Here is a 16,877-nt window from a genome sequence, read left to right on the forward strand (position 1 = left end):
AGAGCTGGCTGAAGGCAATAGCGGATGTGAGAGAGAAGGCGGCAGAACCAGCAGACGACATTGAGGAGCCGGACCTGAGACCCAGTGATCTCGTCGCAGCGGAACCGGAACTGATCCGTCGCATCGGCCGGGACCGGGCGGCGCTCGAAATCTTCTACACCGAGTACTACCCCGCAGTGCTCCAGTACTTCACCCGGCGACTGCGCGACCCGCACGACGTTGCCGATCTCGTGGCGGACACGTTCCTCGCGGCGATCGACACCGCCGCGCGGTTCGATTCACGGCGCGGACGTCCGCTGGCCTGGCTGCTGGGCATCGCCCACAACTCGCTGCGCCACTTCTACCGGCAACGGGAAGCGGACCGTAAGGCGGTGGGCCGCTTTGCCGGGCGTCGGCTGCTCGACCCGGAGGACATCGTTCGCATCGAGGAGCAAATCGACGCCGAGCAGCGGGCTTGTCAGGCCAAGGGTCTCCTACGCGAGTTGTCTGCCACTGATCGTGAGCTGGTCGAACTGGTTGATCTTGGTGGGCTGACGCCGCGGGAGGCCGCGAAGGCGATGGGGCTGCTACCGGGGACTGCCCGGGTCCGGCTCTTCCGAGCCAGGGCAAGGCTGCGCACGACACTGGACCCTCAGGAGGGAACCGCATGACTCAGTTCCGCCAGGCACTGCTCGATGAACTGATGACCAGGGTCACCGACCCATCCAGCCAGCCTGCGGCGGCACCCGACCCCGCCCCCGCACCCAGGCGCGGTCGAGGGCTGGTGCTCGCCGTCGGCGGCCTGGCCGTACTCGCCGTTGTCGCCGGGTGGTTCACGATCGGTGCACCCACCACCCCGGCGTACGCGGTGACGACGCAGTCGGACGGCACGGTCACCGTCACCTTCAACCACATCGCCGACCCCGCCGAGGTCAATCGGTCGCTGCGCGAGGCCGGTGTACGTGCCATCGTGATGCTGCCCAAGCCGGCTGAATCGTGTCCGGTCGCGGACCGGGGAACGCCAGTGCTGGTCGGACTGGCTTCGGCGAACTCGACGAGTCGGGCCATCGCCACGTTGGACGAGGGCAGGGCCAATGTGGCCCGGCTCCGGCCGGACCAGATCCTCGCCGGGACGGTGCTGGTTCTGGTGCCGATGGACCACGGACCTCGCGGAGAGCCCGGTCTGCACCTGCGACTCGGCCATTATCGGGAGCCGGGGCCGAAGTGCGTTACGGACGACTGGAGTTGAAATCGATCTGACAGTTCCAAGGTGACGGTCGGCCGGAACGATCAGTCGGACAGCTCCGGCTGCTGTCCAGCCGACAGTCGGCCCAGGCGGCTAGCGCCTGTTTCAGAACGGGCCCTAGACGAGCCGCTCTACTGCGCGGGCGACGAGGTCGTCGGCCTCCTGTTCGGAGTACACCTCTGGCAGCGTGAGGCGCTCGACGATCAGCCAGTTCAGCGCCATGTGCAGCAACCGCACCGAGGTCGCGTCGGCAAGCGAACGCATAGGGCCATTCATAATTCTGCTCGGTCAGTTCGCCAGCTCGCGGTATCGGCCCCGGTGGTGCAGTAGCGGCGGCAGGTCGCCGACCAGCTCGACCGCCTCGATCGTCGCCTCGACCAGCAGGTTCCAGCCGTACTCCCGGCTGCTGTCCAGCCGGCAGCCGGCCCAGGCGGCGGCGTCGGCCGGCACCGGGCCGTACTCGGTGGAGGTCCAGGAACCGGTGGCGAAGAGGCCGCCCGGCGCGGGAAAGAGCCCGGCGAACCGGTCGGCAAGCTGCCGGTGCCCGGGATGCAGTGTGGCGACCGCGAACCGGCCGCTGGCCGATGCTGCCGCCCAGAAGTCCGACTCCTCGTCGATCAGACCGAGTAGCCGGGCCGGCTCGCCGTCGGCAACTACCGTGGAGGAGACGGTGAGACCCGCCGGTCCCGGAGCCGTCCAGAGGGTCACCGACGCGGCCAACCGACCCCGCAACCGGCGTACGGGGGAACGCTCGTCTACCGGTGTGGCGAACGGATCGGTGTGGTGGATCTGGGCACCCGGTTCTGGATTCACGTGAAACATTCTGGCCCGTCCGCCCTGCTCACAGCGGGGCGGATGGGCCAGCGTCGGGGTCGGTGGCGAGTGACTGCCGGGCGGCGTCGAGTACCACCGGGTCGGTGCAGCCCTCGGCGTACCCGGCGATGCGACGGTGGATGTCCCGGCGTAGCAGCCAGACGCCGATCCGGTCGGCGATCGGGCGGATGAATCCCGGCCGGCAGCGGAAGCTGTACCGCCAGGTGGCGATGGTGTGCCCTGGTTCGGCGGCTGGCGCGAACCGCCAGCCGCCGGCGAAGATCTCGAAGAACCACGGTCCGCGCACCATCTTCATGCCGACGTGGCTCGGTGGCGCGTAGGAGACGTACTCGCTGACCATGCTCAGGCCGTGCCGGGAGCGGGTGAAGGTGCGTACCCCCTTGCCGGGGCGGGTTGCGCCGTCAGTGAAGTGCTGTTCCCGGACGAACCGATCCCACCGGTACCTGATCGGCGCGGTGGTCTGGGAGACCGCGAAGGCCAGCTCCGGGGGTACGGAAACGGTGGTCACCGCCTCGACGACAGGCATCGGCCCATTGTCGGTGGCGGCAGCAACCTGTCAGCGGCGTGGGGTGACCGTGGCCAGCAGTTCGGGCATCCGGCGGTCGAGTACGTCGCCGGCCAGGTAGGTGCCGAGCAGCACCGCGCCGACGCCGTACGCCGCACCAACCGGCAACGCCAGCCACAACCAGACGTCACCGAGCAGAGCCGTCGCCAGCACGGCCGGGACGCCCAGCGTGGCGGCGGCCAGCATCGCCACGAAACTCAACAGGCTCTTGGCGATTCCGGCGCCGGTGTTGATGGCGAACGGGTTGCTCGTCTCCGGCAGCGCGTACGCCCCGAGGATCGACGTGTAGAGGGTGACCGCCAAGCCGGCCCCGTACGACGCGAACAGGGTACCCGCCGCGACGCCGAACCAGCCCGGTTCCCGTAGGAAGAACGGCAGCACGACGGAGATCACGACCAGCAGCGGCACGATGTATAGGGAGAAGGCGACCACCCGGGCGCGCAGTTCCGTCCGCCCGGAGACCCCGGCGATCACGTTGGCCGCGTACGCGCTGCCGTCGAAGCCGAACTGGTTGGCCAGCGTGATCGCCGCGAGGATGCCGACGAAGAGCATCGACAGGCTGAGCATCGTCGGCGACGCGTCGAAGTCGGCCCCCTGGATCATCTCCTGGCCATCCACGTCGAGCATCCCTCGGCTGCCCACGTTCACCATCACCGGTACGAAGACACCGATCACGGCAATGGTGATCAGGTTGGAGCGGCGACGGGCGTCCCGCCACCAGTAGCGGGCCTCCCGGGCCACCAGCGCGCCGTACCGGTCCCGGGGGAGCCAGGACAGGACCCGAGGGAAGAGCTGTGCCACGGCACCACCCGGTAAGGGCTTGCCGGTGGCGGCGGGACCGCTGCTGGCCGCTCCCACCATCGCCGACTCCAGCGACCGGGACCACCACCAGAGCAGCGCCACGATGGTTACCACCGCGATCAGCAGCTTGACCAGGGCAGCCCAGGCGCGGCCCTCGGCGACGTCGATACCGGCTGTGAAGGGGGCACCCAGCGGCGTCCAGCCGACGATTCGCGCCACCTTTTCCAGTTGGTCGAGGTCGACCCGACCAGCAGAGCTGGCGAGCGCGATCTGCAACGGGGCGATCAACGCGGCGAGCACCGCCAGCAGCACCGCAGCCAGGTCCCGTACCCGACGGGACCGCAACATGGTGGCGAAGGCGCTGGTCACCGCCCGGCTGACCGCGACACAGATGAGGAACCCGGCGGCGGTGCCGAGCAGGGCGACCACAGCGGCCGACCAGCCACCCAACGCGCCAGCCGTGACCACCAGGCCGAGGGTGGCGATCAACGTGGCAACGGCCGGAATACCGATCAGCGCGGCGGCGAACAGGCCGGTGACCAGCGTGCGTCGGGACAGCGGCAGCAGCGCGAAGCGGGCCGGGTCGAGCGACTCGTCCACGCCGAAGAACACCAGCGGCAGGAACAGCCAGCCGAGGACCAGCAGGCCGCCGCCGAGGCCGGCCACGGTCATGGCCACGCCCAAATTGTTGGCCAGACCGGGGAGGGCGAAGAGCAGGAAGCCCATGGCGGCGAACCAGAGCCCGGCGAGCACACCGAGGATGAAGAGCGCGATCCGCCAGCCCTGGCCCCGGAAGTTGTTCCCGAGGATTCGTAGCTTGAGGCGTACGAAGTGTCGGGCGCGGACCGGTCGGGCCTGGGCGACCTCGTCGTGGGCCACCGGAGCGGCGACGTTCACAGTTTCCACCTCACGTTCGCGACTGCGGGGCTCGCAAGCTCAACTCGCATTCCGGCCCGGCCGCGTCCCACGCGAGCCACCCCGGAACGCTCGCTTTTCGCGCTCAAAGCCACGCCAGCTCCTCGCCCGTGGCGGTACGACCGCCCACCACCTCGACGAAGACGTCCTCCAGGGAGCGGCCGGCGCGTACCTCGTCGATGGTGCCGACCCGCTTGATCATGCCGCCGGCGAGGATCGCCACGTGGCTACAGATCCGCTCCACCACTTCCATCACGTGACTGGAGAAGATCACCGTGCCGCCGTTGGTGACGTACCGGTGCAGGATGTCCCGGATCAGCGCGGCGGAGACCGGGTCGACGGCCTCGAACGGCTCGTCGAGCACCAGCAGTCGAGGGCCGTGCAGCAGGGCGCAGGCCAGGCCGATCTTCTTCTTCATGCCGGCGGAGTAGTCGACGACCAGGGTCCGTCCCGCGTCGGCCAGGGCCAGTACGTCGAGCAGCTCCCGGGCCCGCTGGTCGACCACCGCCGGGTCCATGCCCCGCAGCAGACCGTGGTACGCCAGCAGTTCCGCCCCGTTGAGCCGGTCGAAGAGTCGTACGCCGTCCGGCATGACCCCGAGCAACTGCTTGGCCTGGATCGGGCTGGCCCACACGTCGTGACCGAGTACCCACGCGCCCCCGGCGTCGGGGCGGAGTAGCCCCACCGCCATGGAGAGGGTGGTGGTCTTGCCCGCGCCGTTGGGGCCGAGTAGCCCGTAGAACGAGCCGGCCGGCACGTCGAGGTCGACGCCGGACACGGCGATCTTGGTGTCGAAGCGCTTGACCAATCCATGGAGGGCCAGGGCAGCGGGCGCGGGACCATTCATGTCACCGACCGTATCCGCTGCTCGCACGGCATAGCTCGGGCCTGGGTATGAACTGCGCCTCCCCTTCCAGCGGGACCACACCTCCACCGGCCGATGGACGGACCCACCGGGGCGTCCCGGCCGCGAATCAGAGCCGGAGCGTCTCCGGGGCGTGCAGCCGGAGCATGGTGGCACCGACTTCGGCGGGTACGCGGTGCCGGGTGAGCATCGACACCGCCACCATCACGGTGAAGGCCAGCGGTACGGACCACGCGGCGGGCTGGGCGATCAGGGTCGCCGGCCAGCCGCTCAGCGGTGGACCGACGACGGTGAGCAGTACGGCCAGCGCAGCCGCCCCGCCTCCGGCCAGGATGCCGGCCGCCGCGCCGACGTCGGTCAGCCCACGCCACCAGCTGCCGAGCACCAGCAGTGGGCAGAAGCTGGACGCGGCGACCGCGAAGGCCAACCCGACCACCTGTGAGACGTCCAGGCCGGAGACGTTGAGCGCGAGTACCACCGGCACCAGCCCGGCGAAGAGCGTCGCCAGCCGGAAGTCGCGGACCGACCCGTGCCCCAGCACGTCCGTGGAGATCACTCCGGCGACGCTGGTGAGCAGGCCGGAGGAGGTGGAGAGGAAGGCCGCGAACGCCCCGGCGGCGACCAGGGCGGCCAGCAGCCGTCCGGTCAGACCGTCCCCGAGTGCGGCCCCGGGCAGCAGCACCACCACCGCGTCGGTCTGCCCGGTGACCAGCAACTGCGGGGTGTAGATCCGGCCGAGTACGCCGTACAGGGTGGGCAGCAGGTAGAACGCGCCGACCAGGGCTAGCACGACCAGGGTGGTCCGGCGGGCCGCCGCCCCGTCGGGATTGGTGTAGAACCGCACCAGCACGTGCGGCAGTCCCATGGTGCCGAGGAAGGTCGCCAGGATCAGCGAGTACGTGGCGAACAGCCCCCGGTCGTCGCTGCCCGCCGCACTGGGCAGCAGCCAGTCCAGCCCGTTCGCCACGGTCACGCCGGAGACCTCCGGCACCGGGTCACCGGCGGCGAAGGAGAGTTCGTCGCCGGGGCGTACCGCGTGGGTCGTGCCGTCGGCCAGGGTGAGGGTCGCGGCCTCCTCGACCACGACGGTGGTGGCGGTCCGGAAGGTTGGCCCCTCCGGCGGGGTTACCGCCGGCCGACCGTCGGCCTGCCAGTGCAGCACCAGGAAGATCACCGGTACGGCGAGCGCGGTCAGCTTCAGCCAGTACTGGAACGCCTGCACGAAGGTGACCGCCCGCATCCCGCCCAGCGCCACGTTGGCGGTGACCACCGCACCGACCAGCAGCGCACCCACCTCGTACGGGGCCCCGGTGACCGTGGTCAGGGTGAGCCCGGCCCCCTGCAACTGCGGTACGAGGTAGAGCCAGCCGATGAAGACGACGAAGAGGGTGGCGAGTTTGCGGAGCCGCCGTGACCCGAGCCGCAGCTCGCAGAAGTCGGGCAGGGTGAAAGCCCCCGACCGGCGCAGCGGCGCGGCCACGAAGAGCAGCAGCGCCAGGTAGCCGGCGGCGAAACCGACCGGATACCAGAGCATGTCGACGCCGTCCCGGAGGATCAGCCCGGCGATGCCCAGGAAGGAGGCGGCCGACAGGTATTCGCCCCCGATCGCGGCGGCGTTCCAGGTGGGGCTGACCATCCGGGAGGCGACCAGGAAGTCGGAGGTGGTGCGGGCCATCCGCAGCCCGTAGAACCCGATCGCGACGGTGGCCAGGGTGACCGCGACGATCGCCGGTACGACGAAGGCGTGGTCCATGTTCACCGTTCCGGCCGCTGGACCAGGTCGGTGAAGTCCTGCTCGTTGCGTTCCGCCAGATAGACGTACGCCCACCCGACCGCGACCAGGAACGGGAACGAGACCGCCCCGAGCAGCAGCCAGGGCAGGTTGATCCCGAACAGTTTCACCGTTCCCACCGCCGGGGCGATCGCGAACAGCAGCGGCAGTCCGCCCAGCCCGATGACGACGACCAGTGCCATCCGTACGGCGAGGGCGAGTTGGGCTCGGACCAGGCCCCGGACCAGCGCCTCACCGACCCGGGTCTGCTGGGTCAGTTCGGCGCGGGTCCGGTCCGCCCCGGTATGCCGTGCCGCCACTTCGGACAGCACGATGCGGGTCCGGCTGGCGGTCGGCGGTGCTGCTCGCTCACGGGATGGTTCGGCGGGGGCGGCCACTTCGGCAGTCTCGCCGCCCACCACCGAATGTCAAGGGTTCGGTCAGCGTCGCGGCATCTGCCAGCAGTCGGCGGGATCGTAGACGACTGGTTCATTCGGGAGCAGATCCCGGGCCCGGGATCTGCCGAGGTTCGCCCTGCGCCAGTCGTCCGGTTCGTAACGCAACCGGGCCGCGACTGAGTCGACCACGCAGCTGCGGATCTCGTTCGGCAGCCGTTCGAGGGCTGGCACAGCGTCGGCGGAGAGCTGGGACAGGTAGTACACGTCGAGGTTGCCGGTCCGCTCGTACCGGTCGATGTTCTGCTCGGCGATGAACCGGTCCGGGTTGAGCCCGGCGAGCCCGAGCAGGGTTAGTACCGCCGTGCCCAGCACCAGCCGGGGCAACCAGGTGGCGCGCAGCCGGATGCCGGCCAGCAGAACGAGTACGAAGATGACGCCGAGCCAGAGTTCGCAGGCGAACACCAGCAGTCGTAGCCGGGTTGCGCCGTATGCCTGGGTGTAGACGTTCATGCGGTAGAGCGCGGAGGCCACGATGACCAGGCTGAGCAGGGCGAGCACGCCGAGCAGCAGGCGCAGCACGATCCGGTCGGCCCGGGTGTTCCGAGGGGCCCATCGGGTGGCTCCGGCGATGACCAGCAGGGTGAGCCCGGAAACGATCAGCAGCTGCCAGAAGCCGCCCCGGGCGTACTCGGCGTAGGTCGGTCCGGCCTCGGCCAGCACGTGCCGCGAGCCGCCGAAGAGCACGGTGATCTGCACCAGCACGAACGCGGCGAAGAGCAGGTCGAGCAGGGCCACCGGTAGGGCCCACTCCAGCCGGCGAACCCGGGCCGGCTGCCCCTCCAGGCCGGTCAGGTCGGGCGGAGCAGTGAGCAGGTGAGCCGCCCCGAGCAGCGCGACGAGCATGATCGGGAAGAGGAAGAACCAGCGGCCGAGGTCGTCCACGGACAGGGTGGGAAGCAGCCCGCTGAGCAGGTCAGCGAAGGCGGCGTCAGCGGAGGCGAACAGAGCACCGAAGACGACGAGCAGGCCGACCGAGACGGCCACGGTGGCGAGGAGCCGTCCCACGGAGTAACCCCTGGTCCGGGGTCCGGTGCGGTTCATGCCGCGCGCCGTCCAGGGCATCGCCCGGAACACGGCCACGACCGGCAACCAGGCCCCGTACAGCATTCCGCCCAGTGAGCGTCCGCCGGTCACCGCCAGGCACGCGGTCACCCCGGCGGTCAGGACACAGAGTACGAAGAGCCAGCCGGCTGCCCGTACCGTGCCGACTCCGATCAGGGCCACGGTCGCCGCCGCCCAGACCACCCGGTCCAGGCCGATCCGGGTACGGCGTACCACCGGTTGGGCTGCCGACGGTTGCTGTCCTGGCGGGGCCTGGTCCGTCTTGGCCGGTTCGGTCCTATTTTTGTCCGTTCTGGTCTGGTCCGGCACCCCCGTGCCCTCGGGCCGGACCTCGTCCCGGGAGTTGTTCCGGACCTCGTCCCGGGCGTTGTCCCGGGACCGACCGATCACCGCAGCCGTGGTCAGTGCTGCTGTGCCGGCGACGACGCCGACCAGCCAGCCGACACCTGGCCGGTTCAGCGGAATGCTCACCGCTCCGATCGCTGCGGCTGCGGCCACCGCGCCAAGTACCGGCCGATGGATTCCGCTCGCCGGCCCCGGCCAGCGTCGGTACATCGGTGACGGCTGGATAGGTGGGAACAGCGGTTTAGGGGGATTCCAGTACTGTCCCGGCGGCGGAGGCGGCAGTACTGTCCGGAGGCCCGGCGGACCGCCCGGCTGCGACGCGACGGCTGCGGGCGCTTGTACTGCCGGTGCTGCTGGCGGTGTTGCCGGTGTTGCTGGCGGTGTTGCCGGTGTTGTCGACTTTGGTTTTGCCGGCGACTCCGGCTTCGCTGTCGAATCCGCTGCCGGGGCAGCTGATGACGGGTCGGCCGCAGGCGGTACCGGCGGTTCGGGGGTCGAACCGGACGCCTCGGGCGGGTTGCTGGTCAAGCTGCCTCCGATCGGATGGCGGTCAGCGGAAGGGTTACCTGAATGCGGCATCCGGTGCGGGTCCGGCCCGAGGGTGCCGCCGGTGGGTCCGTGACGGTGATGGAACCGCCGTGCAGTTCCACCGCCCAATGCGCGATGGCCAGGCCGAGGCCGGTACCGCCACCGCTGGTGCGATCGCCTCGGGTGAATCGTTCGAACACCCGCGAACGTTCCTCGATCGGAATCCCGTCGCCCTCGTCGATCACCTCGAACCGCACTTGCCCGGCCTGCGGCTCGGCGGTGACGAGGACGGTTCCACCGGGTGGACTGTGCCGGGCCGCGTTGTCGAGCAGGTTGGCGAAGACCTGGTGCAGCCGCCATGGGTCGGCCTCGATGGTCAGGTCGGTGGCTGGCTGGCGTACCTCGAAGTGCACCGCCCGGCCGGCACCGGCAGCGGTCACCTCGGCCTGCCGTACCGCGTCGTACAGGAAGTCGGCCACATCCAGCCGGACCGGCCGTAGCGGCACCACCCCGGCGTCCAGCCGGGACAGGTCGAGCAGTTCGCTGACCAGGTGCCCGAGCCGTTCGGTCTGGGCCAGCGCCACCCGGAGCGTGGCGGGTTCCGGCTCGGCCACCCCGTCGACGATGTTCTCCAGTACGCCCTGAAGGGCGGTGATCGGCGTACGCAACTCGTGCGAGACGTTGGCGATCAGCTCGCGCCGCCGCCGGTCGGACTCGGACAGATCCGCCGCCATCTGGTTGAAGGCGGTGGCGAGTTCGCCGACCTCGTCCCGGGAGGTGGCCCGGACCCGGCGGGTGTAGTCGCCCCGGGCCATCGCCCGGGCCGCTGCGGTCATCTCCCGCAGTGGTGAGGTCATGCCGTGCGCCATCACCTGTGAGGCCAGCAGGGCGACGGTGATGGCGACGATCAACGTCTTGGGTGGCACCCAGCCGATCCCGATGATGAAGACGCCCATGCCGACCGCGCCAGCGGTGACCAGCAGGATGCCCAGCTTCAGCTTGATCGAGCGGACCGGGTCCAGCGGGCGGGGCAGCAGGTCCAGCGCCCGGTTGATCCGGTCCCAGAACCTGCTCACGGGCGTACGTCCAGGGCGTAGCCGACCCCGTGCACGGTACGAATAAGGTCCGCCCCGAGCTTGCGGCGTAGCGCCTTGACGTGGCTGTCGACCGTACGGGTACCGGACCCTTCCGGCCAGCCCCAGACGTCGGCCAGCAGCCGCTCCCGGGGCAGTACGGTGCGCGGCCGGCCAGCCAGGTGCACCAGCAGATCGAACTCGGTGGGGGTGAGGTGGGCCTCTACGCCGGCCCGCCGTACCCGCCGCTCGGCCTGGTTGATCTCCAGGTCGCCGATCCGCAGCGTGGCCGGGGTCGAGGCCGGGGTCGGGGTGGCGGCCGCCCGGTCCACCCGGCGCAGCAGGGCGTGTACCCGAGCGGCCAGTTCCCGCAGCGAGAACGGCTTGGTCAGATAGTCGTCGGCCCCGACGGCCAGACCGACCAGCAGGTCGGTCTCATCGTCCCGGGCGGTCAGCATCAGCACCGGCACCGGCCGGTCGGCCTGGATTCGCCGGCACACCTCCAGGCCGTCGAAGCCCGGCAGCATCACATCCAGCACGACGAGATCCGGCTGCCAGGTGCGGACGGTTTCCACCGCGCTCGGACCGTCCCCGGCGATGGTGACGATGAAGCCCTCTGCCCGGAGCCGGGCCGCCACTGATTCGGCGATGGTGCGCTCGTCCTCCACGACCAGGACGCGACGTTCCTTCATGGAGCAGGACTCTAGGCAGCAGTCGTGGAGAGCCATAGCGCACGTTGTGAATAACCTGTGGAGAACTCCGTTTTCCTGTGGATAACTTTCAGAGTCTGTGGATAACCATGGCGCACCGCGAGTTGCCAGCTGCACACATCTGCCCGTCCTGACCGGCTCTACTGCGACCGGTCAGGCGGTGACGTTGAGGTCTCCGCCGGGCAGCATGCGGCCCGCCTCAGCCAGAAAATCGTCCACCGCTCGGCGGTCGCCGCCCTCGTCGGCCAGCAGGGCGATCACCAGTACCGTCACCACGGCTATCGACTGGGCTGCATCGATCGGACGCATCCGCCGGTCGCCGAGCGCGGTCCGGATGAGGTCATCCGCGACGAACGGATCGATCCACGCGCCCGAGTAGCGTTGCCGCACCCGGGTCAGGAAGCGGTCCAGCGTGGCGGGATCCCGACGTGCCGGAAACCGGCGGTCGACAGCGAGCACGAACGCGGCGGCGAGGAACTCGGCGTAGCGGTGGCTGCGTTTACGCCGGACAAGGAGGTCCAACCAGCGCCGGTAGCCTCGGATGTCCCCCTCGCACAGGCGGAACAGAGTCTTGGCGCAGGCCAACCCGTCAACGCCATCCTGGTTCAGATGATTCGACCGTCGGACCGCTGCTCGCCAGCCCTGATTGTCGGCAAACCAGGTAAGTCGCTGCCGCCAGACCGGCAGCCTTGTCACTGGTGCCGGACAGGTCCGCTGGTCGAACTGCGCCATAGCGATCAGTCGACCGGCGGTCAATGCGCCGGCCAGCACCGTGTCGGCCGAGCCCCGGACCAGCGGTACCAGCCTGGCCAGCCGGATCTGACCGCGCTGCGCCAGGTCGACACCGGACAACCCCTCGGTGTACGCCGTTGCCGCCGCGCCACCGACCTGTAACCGTGCCAGCAGCGTGTCCAGTCGATCTGCCGCGACCTGCCACTGTTGATCCGCCGCATGGATATTCGGAGTGTCGATCCCGCTTACGAGCAGATGCGCTCGGGTTCGATCTACCCGGTCCCGAAGTCCAGCGAGGGCGTTGGCGACTCCGCGCATGCTGGCCTGTGCCGCGTCCACGGCGTCGACCACGTCCCCGGTGCTGCCGGGCGAGCTGACTTCCGGCACTTGGAGTACTCGACCGATGCCGGCAGTCAGCGCCTTGATCACATCGTTGGTTAGGGCGAGCGCGTCGCCCCAGCATCGGGTCGCCCGCGTCGGTAGTGGATGCGACGAGCCGGCGGCGGCCCGGGCCAGGCGATCCACCGCCGCGCCCATGACGAAATACGCCTCTCGCAGCTCATCGACCGCGTGACTCGCGCTCCACGCGGCATCCCTGATCACCTGTACGGGGTCTGGCTCAGCCTCGGCCATCCGGGCTTCCTCACCTTTGGGCTAGGAGTGTTGGGGCAGCGCCACAGCCAACCAACCAGCTTGCCGAACCAACCAGAGGGCGGCGCTGCCCCAACAAACATCCGGGTGTCCACCCGGGGGAACCAGCTCTAGTGCCAACCCGAGCAGGTCGACCGAAGCCTATGCCAATAGGTGACATAGGTCAACCGTGTGCTTTGAGTGCACAGGGTGAGCATGATCGAATCGGGGTGCCAACCCGAAAGGACCCACCGTGCCTGCGATTCCGCTGAGTTACGTCAACATCGCCGCAGACCTCACAGCCAGAATCGAGGCCGGCGAGTACGAACCGGGTTCAAAGTTGCCCTCGTACACGCAGCTTGCCGATCTTTACTCGGTTTCCTTCTCGACAGCGGCGCGTGCGGTCGCATTGCTCCGAGACCGTGGTGTTGTCATCGGATCACCCGGTCGAGGAGTCTTCGTTGCTGAGCGGCCGGGCGGCGAATAGGTGTCTGTCTAGCCTGACTGGAACACCACGTACGTCATTGCGGCGGAATGAGGTACGTGGTGTTCCACCGACGCGGAAGCCGTCGGCGCGCAGCCGGCTTCAGCGCCAGACTGGCGAGCTGGCGGGTCAGCGGTTCCAGTCCTGCTTGGCGGCGCGTACGAGTTTGTCCTTCAATTCTCGGGTGTGCCGGCGGCTGACCGGCAGTTCGCTGCCGTCGATGACCACGACGTAGCCGGAGTTGGCCAACCGAAGCTCGGCGATGAGCCTGATCTGCACCAGATAGGAACGGTGGATCCGGACGAAACCCGCGTCCGCCCAGCGGTCGGCGAGGGTTGCCAGCGACACCCGGACCAGGTGTGAGCCCTCCGAGGTGTGCAGCCGTGCGTAGTCGCCCTGCGCCTCCACCCAGCGCACCGACGAGCGGGGCAGCATCCGGGTCGTACCGGCCAGTTCGACCGGGATGGTCGGATCCTCCTCGGCGCGGGCCAGCGCGGCCGGGTGTGACGGTACGACCCGGGAGCTGACCACCCGACGTAGCGACTCGGCGATGCGCTCGGCGCGTACGGGTTTGCGGACGTAGTCGGTGACGCCGAGGTCGAACGCGTCCACCGCCCCGTCGTCGTACGCGGTGACGAAGACGATTGCCGGTGGTCGGGCAAACCGGCGCAGCACCCGGGCCAGTTCCATGCCATCCAGTCCGGGCATCCGGATGTCCAGGAAGACCGCGTCAACGTCGGTGTCCCGCAGTACCCGCAGCGCCTCGGTGGCGTCGGCGGCGGTGTACAACCGGGCGACCCGCGGGTCGGCGCGCAGGTGGTAGGCCAACTCGTCCAGCGCCGGTGGTTCGTCGTCCACCGCGAGCACCCGCAGGAAACCCGTCACGTCATCTCCTCGCTGCGCTCGGTGCCGTTATGTTCGCCCCGGATCATGGGTTCGCCCGTACGTGACGGTGGAACTTCGGCACCCGCATGCTCACCTTCGTACCGGAACCGAGGCCGGTCTCCACGACCAGGCCGAACTGGTCGCCGAAGACCGACCGTAGTCGCTCATCCACATTGGACAAACCAACGTGTTGCCCGGCGTCGTCGTTCGGGTCGGTGGCCGCCAACTCGGCGATTCCTACGGTCAGCAGTTCCGGGTCCATGCCCACTCCGTCGTCCTCCACCGTGATGTGGCATTCCGTCCCGGCGTCGCGCGCCTCGATGCTGACCATGCCGGTGCCGGGCTTGCGCGACAAGCCATGTTGTACGGCGTTCTCGACCAGTGGTTGCAGGCAGAGGAACGGCACACTGACCGGCAGCACCTCCGGGGCGATCTGGAGGCGTACCTGGAGTCGGTCACCGAACCGGGCCCGCTCGATGGTGAGGTAGCGGTCGATCGACCGCAGCTCCTCGGCCAGCGTGGTGAACTCGCCGTGTGCCCGGAACGAGTACCGGGTGAACTCGGCGAATTCGAGGATCAGCTCGCGAGCCTGTTCCGGGTCGGTACGCACGAACGAGGCGATGGCGGTCAGCGCGTTGTAGATGAAGTGCGGGCTGATCTGGGCGCGCAGCGCGCGTACCTCGGCACGGGCCAGTCGCTCCCGGGACGAGTCCAGCTCGGCCAGGGCGAGTTGTGCCCCGGCCCAGTCGGCGGTCTCCAGGGTGGCCTGCACCAGACCCGGTGCCGGCTGACCGTCGGCGATCGCCACCAGTGCCCCGGTGGCTCGACCGCCCGGCCCGGTCAGCGGCGCGACGACCGCACCCCGGACCGGACAGTCGACCCGGTCGCACGGCAGTTCCGCGTCACCGAGCACCGTCGACCGGCCGGCGGCGATGGCCCGCCGCGCGGCCAGCACCAACTGCTCGCCGTGGTGACTGCCCCGCCCGTCGATCGCCAGCACCTGGTCGGCGTCGACCAGGGCCAGGCCGGCCGCCCCGACGAGCGTCCGCAAATGGCGTACGGCCTTTGTGGCGCCCGTCTGGGTCAGGCCGGCGCGTAGCGGTTCGGCGGCGAGCCCGGCGGTGTGCAGGACTTCGTACGTGGCCCGTTGGGTCGCGGTGGCGATGCCCCGCCGCCCGCGCAGCCGTACGACGGCGAAGAGCGCGGCGCCGAGCGCGCTGACCAGCGCGACGACCGCGAACGCGGCGAACAGGTTCGAGTCCACGCACGAATCCTGGCGAATTTGGTAGTGATCGCCAAGGGGTCGCGCCTGATCGCTATGGAGTCGTCAGTGATCGCCAAGGGGTCTTGCCTGATACCGGTCGCGACCAGCCAGGGTCAGGCCTTGCGGTAGGTGAGGTGGCGCAGCAGCACCTCGGCCGGTCCGCGCCGGGCGGCGCGCCGCATCAGCTCCGCCAGTACGACCGTGCCGAGCCAGGTGGCGACGGCGATACCGGAGGCGGCGGCGTCTCCCAGGTGCTCGCCGAGGCCGCCCGCGTATGGGGCGAAGACCGCGACGAAGACCACCGACTGGAGCAGGTAGCAGGTGAGTGACCGCTGGCCGCACGCGACGAGCGCGGTGGCCACCGGGCCGGGGCGAGCGGTGAAGCGATGCGCGATCAGCCCCAGCAGCGCCGCGTAGCCGAGTCCGCCGGCGATGCCGGTGACGCTGTGCACCGCGTACATGATCACCGCCAGCCAGTCGGCAGGTGCCGACCAGACCTGGGCGTCGATCAGCGCGAGCGGCAGTCCGCCGACCACGGTGAGACCGAGGCCGACGCCCGCCACCCGGCGGAGCAGCGCCAGGTGCTGCCCGGGCTCCTCCAGCAACCGTCGCCGCGCCGCCCAGATGCCGAACAGGAAGGGGGCGATGACGCTGAAGGCCAGCCAGGTGGGCGTCATGCCGGACCAGATCGACACTCGCATGAACGCGGCGACCAGCGGATTGTCCTCCCCGGTCGGCATGGCCTGGTCCTTGCTCGCGCTGACGCTCATCAGTCCGAAGAGCGCCGCCACGACGGTGTGCAGGGCCACCCACAGCCAGGCGTGCCGGAGTACGACTCGGTCCCGGCGGGCCAGCAGGCCAACCATGATCAAGCCCACCAGGCCGTACGTGGCGAGGATGTCCCCGAAGAACAGCAACAGGGCGTGTACGAAGCCGAACGCGATCAGCCACCGGCTACGGCGGCGGAGCAGTCGGCGAGTCTCGGGCCAGGTGGCCCCGGCGGCCATCCGTCGGTTGGCCAGCTGGACCAGGCCGTAGCCGAAGAGCGCGGCAAAGAGCGGCAGGGCGCGGCCGTCCACGAGGGTCACCTGGCCGCCCTGGAGGAACTCACCGAGGTGGGGCTCGGTCGGCTCAGCATGGAGGGCATCGCTCGTCGGGCGGCGACCGCCAAGACCACGCTGTATCGGCGGTGGTCCAACCCGAACGAGGTGCTTCTGGACGCCCTCTACGAGTTGTATCCGCAGGAGGAGCCGTCACCGGGCGCCGACGACCTGCGCGGTGACCTGATCCGCGCGCTGAAGATGATGGTCGACTGGATGAGCACTCCGGCCGCCACCGCAGTCGTGGCGATCATCTTCGAGCGGCAGCGCAATCCGAAACTCGTCGAGGCGCTGTACGAGCGGGTGTTCGACGCGCGCGGCGGCACCTTCACGCTCACCGTGTTACGGCACTACGCCGCCCGCGGCCATTTCGATGGCAAACTCATTACCCCGGTCGTCGCGGACATCGGCGAGGCGCTGGTGACGAAGCGAAGCCTGGACACCGGTCAGCCGCCTACCGATGACGAGCTGGCCGACATCGTGGACCAGGCGATCCTCCCGGCGATCGGGCTGCGCCCGTGAGACGGGTGCCCGTCTAGACGAGTAGTTCCGAAACCTGGTCAGTGGTCGTAAGCGATCAGTGATCGGGTGACGGGTGCTCCGGTCTTGTTGTTGTGCCAGATCCCGGCG

18 protein-coding genes and 1 pseudogene are annotated in these 16,877 nt (G+C 69.5%); 4 read left to right on the top strand and 15 right to left on the bottom strand.

The features are described 5' to 3' along the window. The first annotated feature begins 26 nt into the window (after positions 1-26). Both ACWDV4_RS22590 and ACWDV4_RS22595 read left to right on the top strand, forming a co-directional pair. Positions 27-650: an RNA polymerase sigma factor gene (locus ACWDV4_RS22590; RefSeq protein WP_449981915.1), complete on the top strand. Its 624-nt coding sequence runs from the start codon at positions 27-29 to the stop codon at positions 648-650. Further along, entirely contained in the window at positions 647-1,228 is a 582-nt protein-coding gene (locus ACWDV4_RS22595; protein WP_449981917.1) for a hypothetical protein, read from the top strand. Before ACWDV4_RS22590 ends, ACWDV4_RS22595 begins: the two co-directional genes overlap by 4 nt. Before the next feature lie 114 nt (positions 1,229-1,342). Here ACWDV4_RS22595 and ACWDV4_RS22600 read toward each other — a convergent pair whose 3' ends face one another. The 12 genes and pseudogenes from ACWDV4_RS22600 to ACWDV4_RS22655 form a co-directional block, all read right to left on the bottom strand. Continuing rightward, positions 1,343-1,489: a hypothetical protein gene (locus tag ACWDV4_RS22600; RefSeq protein WP_449981919.1), complete on the bottom strand. Its 147-nt coding sequence runs from the start codon at positions 1,487-1,489 to the stop codon at positions 1,343-1,345. Positions 1,490-1,513: 24 nt separating this feature from the next. Next, on the bottom strand, positions 1,514-2,089 hold the full coding sequence (locus ACWDV4_RS22605) for a flavin reductase family protein (protein ID WP_449981953.1): 576 nt from the start codon (positions 2,087-2,089) through the stop codon (positions 1,514-1,516). Beyond that, on the bottom strand, positions 2,067-2,585 hold the full coding sequence (locus ACWDV4_RS22610; RefSeq protein WP_449981921.1) for an SRPBCC family protein: 519 nt from the start codon (positions 2,583-2,585) through the stop codon (positions 2,067-2,069). The genes ACWDV4_RS22605 and ACWDV4_RS22610 overlap by 23 nt, the downstream gene beginning before the upstream one ends. Before the next feature lie 30 nt (positions 2,586-2,615). Then, entirely contained in the window at positions 2,616-4,322 is a 1,707-nt protein-coding gene (locus ACWDV4_RS22615) for an ABC transporter permease (protein WP_449981923.1), read from the bottom strand. A gap of 103 nt (positions 4,323-4,425) precedes the next feature. Next, the gene (locus ACWDV4_RS22620) at positions 4,426-5,187 is read right to left on the bottom strand and encodes an ABC transporter ATP-binding protein (RefSeq protein WP_449981925.1); all 762 of its coding nucleotides are present in this window, start codon (positions 5,185-5,187) and stop codon (positions 4,426-4,428) included. Between the two features lie 127 nt (positions 5,188-5,314). Beyond that, positions 5,315-6,958: a sodium/solute symporter gene (locus ACWDV4_RS22625; protein ID WP_449981927.1), complete on the bottom strand. Its 1,644-nt coding sequence runs from the start codon at positions 6,956-6,958 to the stop codon at positions 5,315-5,317. Positions 6,959-6,960: 2 nt separating this feature from the next. Further along, positions 6,961-7,374 carry a hypothetical protein gene (locus ACWDV4_RS22630; RefSeq protein WP_449981955.1) on the bottom strand — a complete coding sequence of 138 codons (414 nt, stop codon included), beginning with the start codon at positions 7,372-7,374 and terminating at the stop codon, positions 6,961-6,963. A 42-nt stretch (positions 7,375-7,416) separates the two neighbouring features. Next, the gene (locus ACWDV4_RS22635) at positions 7,417-9,051 is read right to left on the bottom strand and encodes a DUF4153 domain-containing protein (protein WP_449981929.1); all 1,635 of its coding nucleotides are present in this window, start codon (positions 9,049-9,051) and stop codon (positions 7,417-7,419) included. Positions 9,052-9,365: 314 nt separating this feature from the next. Beyond that, entirely contained in the window at positions 9,366-10,103 is a 738-nt protein-coding gene (locus ACWDV4_RS22640; protein ID WP_449981957.1) for a sensor histidine kinase, read from the bottom strand. A 42-nt stretch (positions 10,104-10,145) separates the two neighbouring features. Then, positions 10,146-10,325: pseudogene (locus ACWDV4_RS22645) on the bottom strand (HAMP domain-containing protein); the annotation flags it as partial. Positions 10,326-10,441: 116 nt separating this feature from the next. Beyond that, positions 10,442-11,134 (bottom strand): response regulator transcription factor, encoded by a 693-nt coding sequence (locus tag ACWDV4_RS22650; RefSeq protein ID WP_449981931.1) that lies wholly within the window; start codon positions 11,132-11,134, stop codon positions 10,442-10,444. A gap of 171 nt (positions 11,135-11,305) precedes the next feature. Continuing rightward, entirely contained in the window at positions 11,306-12,517 is a 1,212-nt protein-coding gene (locus ACWDV4_RS22655) for a hypothetical protein (protein WP_449981933.1), read from the bottom strand. A gap of 250 nt (positions 12,518-12,767) precedes the next feature. Between ACWDV4_RS22655 and ACWDV4_RS22660 the strand changes: the two genes are divergently transcribed. After that, complete coding sequence (locus tag ACWDV4_RS22660) at positions 12,768-13,001, top strand: GntR family transcriptional regulator (protein WP_449981935.1); 234 nt, start codon at positions 12,768-12,770, stop codon at positions 12,999-13,001. A 126-nt stretch (positions 13,002-13,127) separates the two neighbouring features. Here ACWDV4_RS22660 and ACWDV4_RS22665 read toward each other — a convergent pair whose 3' ends face one another. The 3 genes from ACWDV4_RS22665 to ACWDV4_RS22675 all read right to left on the bottom strand — a co-directional run bounded on the left by ACWDV4_RS22665 (position 13,128) and on the right by ACWDV4_RS22675 (position 16,226). Continuing rightward, positions 13,128-13,883 carry a LytR/AlgR family response regulator transcription factor gene (locus ACWDV4_RS22665; RefSeq protein ID WP_449981937.1) on the bottom strand — a complete coding sequence of 252 codons (756 nt, stop codon included), beginning with the start codon at positions 13,881-13,883 and terminating at the stop codon, positions 13,128-13,130. A gap of 43 nt (positions 13,884-13,926) precedes the next feature. Next, a complete protein-coding gene (locus ACWDV4_RS22670; protein ID WP_449981939.1) occupies positions 13,927-15,147 on the bottom strand; it encodes a sensor histidine kinase in 1,221 nt (406 codons plus the stop codon). A gap of 113 nt (positions 15,148-15,260) precedes the next feature. Continuing rightward, positions 15,261-16,226, bottom strand: coding sequence for a DUF418 domain-containing protein (locus ACWDV4_RS22675; RefSeq protein WP_449981941.1), 966 nt, complete (start codon positions 16,224-16,226; stop codon positions 15,261-15,263). A gap of 18 nt (positions 16,227-16,244) precedes the next feature. Between ACWDV4_RS22675 and ACWDV4_RS22680 the strand changes: the two genes are divergently transcribed. Continuing rightward, positions 16,245-16,769 (top strand): TetR/AcrR family transcriptional regulator, encoded by a 525-nt coding sequence (locus tag ACWDV4_RS22680; RefSeq protein WP_449981959.1) that lies wholly within the window; start codon positions 16,245-16,247, stop codon positions 16,767-16,769. Positions 16,770-16,877 lie beyond the last annotated feature (108 nt).

This window comes from Micromonospora sp. NPDC003197 (genome assembly GCF_053590565.1).

Coding starts and splice junctions, on each gene's coding strand:
- ACWDV4_RS22600 (WP_449981919.1), bottom strand. CDS start 1,489: ATGCGTTCGCTTGCCGACGCGACCTCGGTGCGGTTGCTGCACATGGCG.
- ACWDV4_RS22640 (WP_449981957.1), bottom strand. CDS start 10,103: ATGGCGGCGGATCTGTCCGAGTCCGACCGGCGGCGGCGCGAGCTGATC.
- ACWDV4_RS22620 (WP_449981925.1), bottom strand. CDS start 5,187: ATGAATGGTCCCGCGCCCGCTGCCCTGGCCCTCCATGGATTGGTCAAG.
- ACWDV4_RS22610 (WP_449981921.1), bottom strand. CDS start 2,585: ATGCCTGTCGTCGAGGCGGTGACCACCGTTTCCGTACCCCCGGAGCTG.
- ACWDV4_RS22595 (WP_449981917.1), top strand. CDS start 647: ATGACTCAGTTCCGCCAGGCACTGCTCGATGAACTGATGACCAGGGTC.
- ACWDV4_RS22655 (WP_449981933.1), bottom strand. CDS start 12,517: ATGGCCGAGGCTGAGCCAGACCCCGTACAGGTGATCAGGGATGCCGCG.
- ACWDV4_RS22625 (WP_449981927.1), bottom strand. CDS start 6,958: ATGGACCACGCCTTCGTCGTACCGGCGATCGTCGCGGTCACCCTGGCC.
- ACWDV4_RS22635 (WP_449981929.1), bottom strand. CDS start 9,051: ATGTACCGACGCTGGCCGGGGCCGGCGAGCGGAATCCATCGGCCGGTA.
- ACWDV4_RS22650 (WP_449981931.1), bottom strand. CDS start 11,134: ATGAAGGAACGTCGCGTCCTGGTCGTGGAGGACGAGCGCACCATCGCC.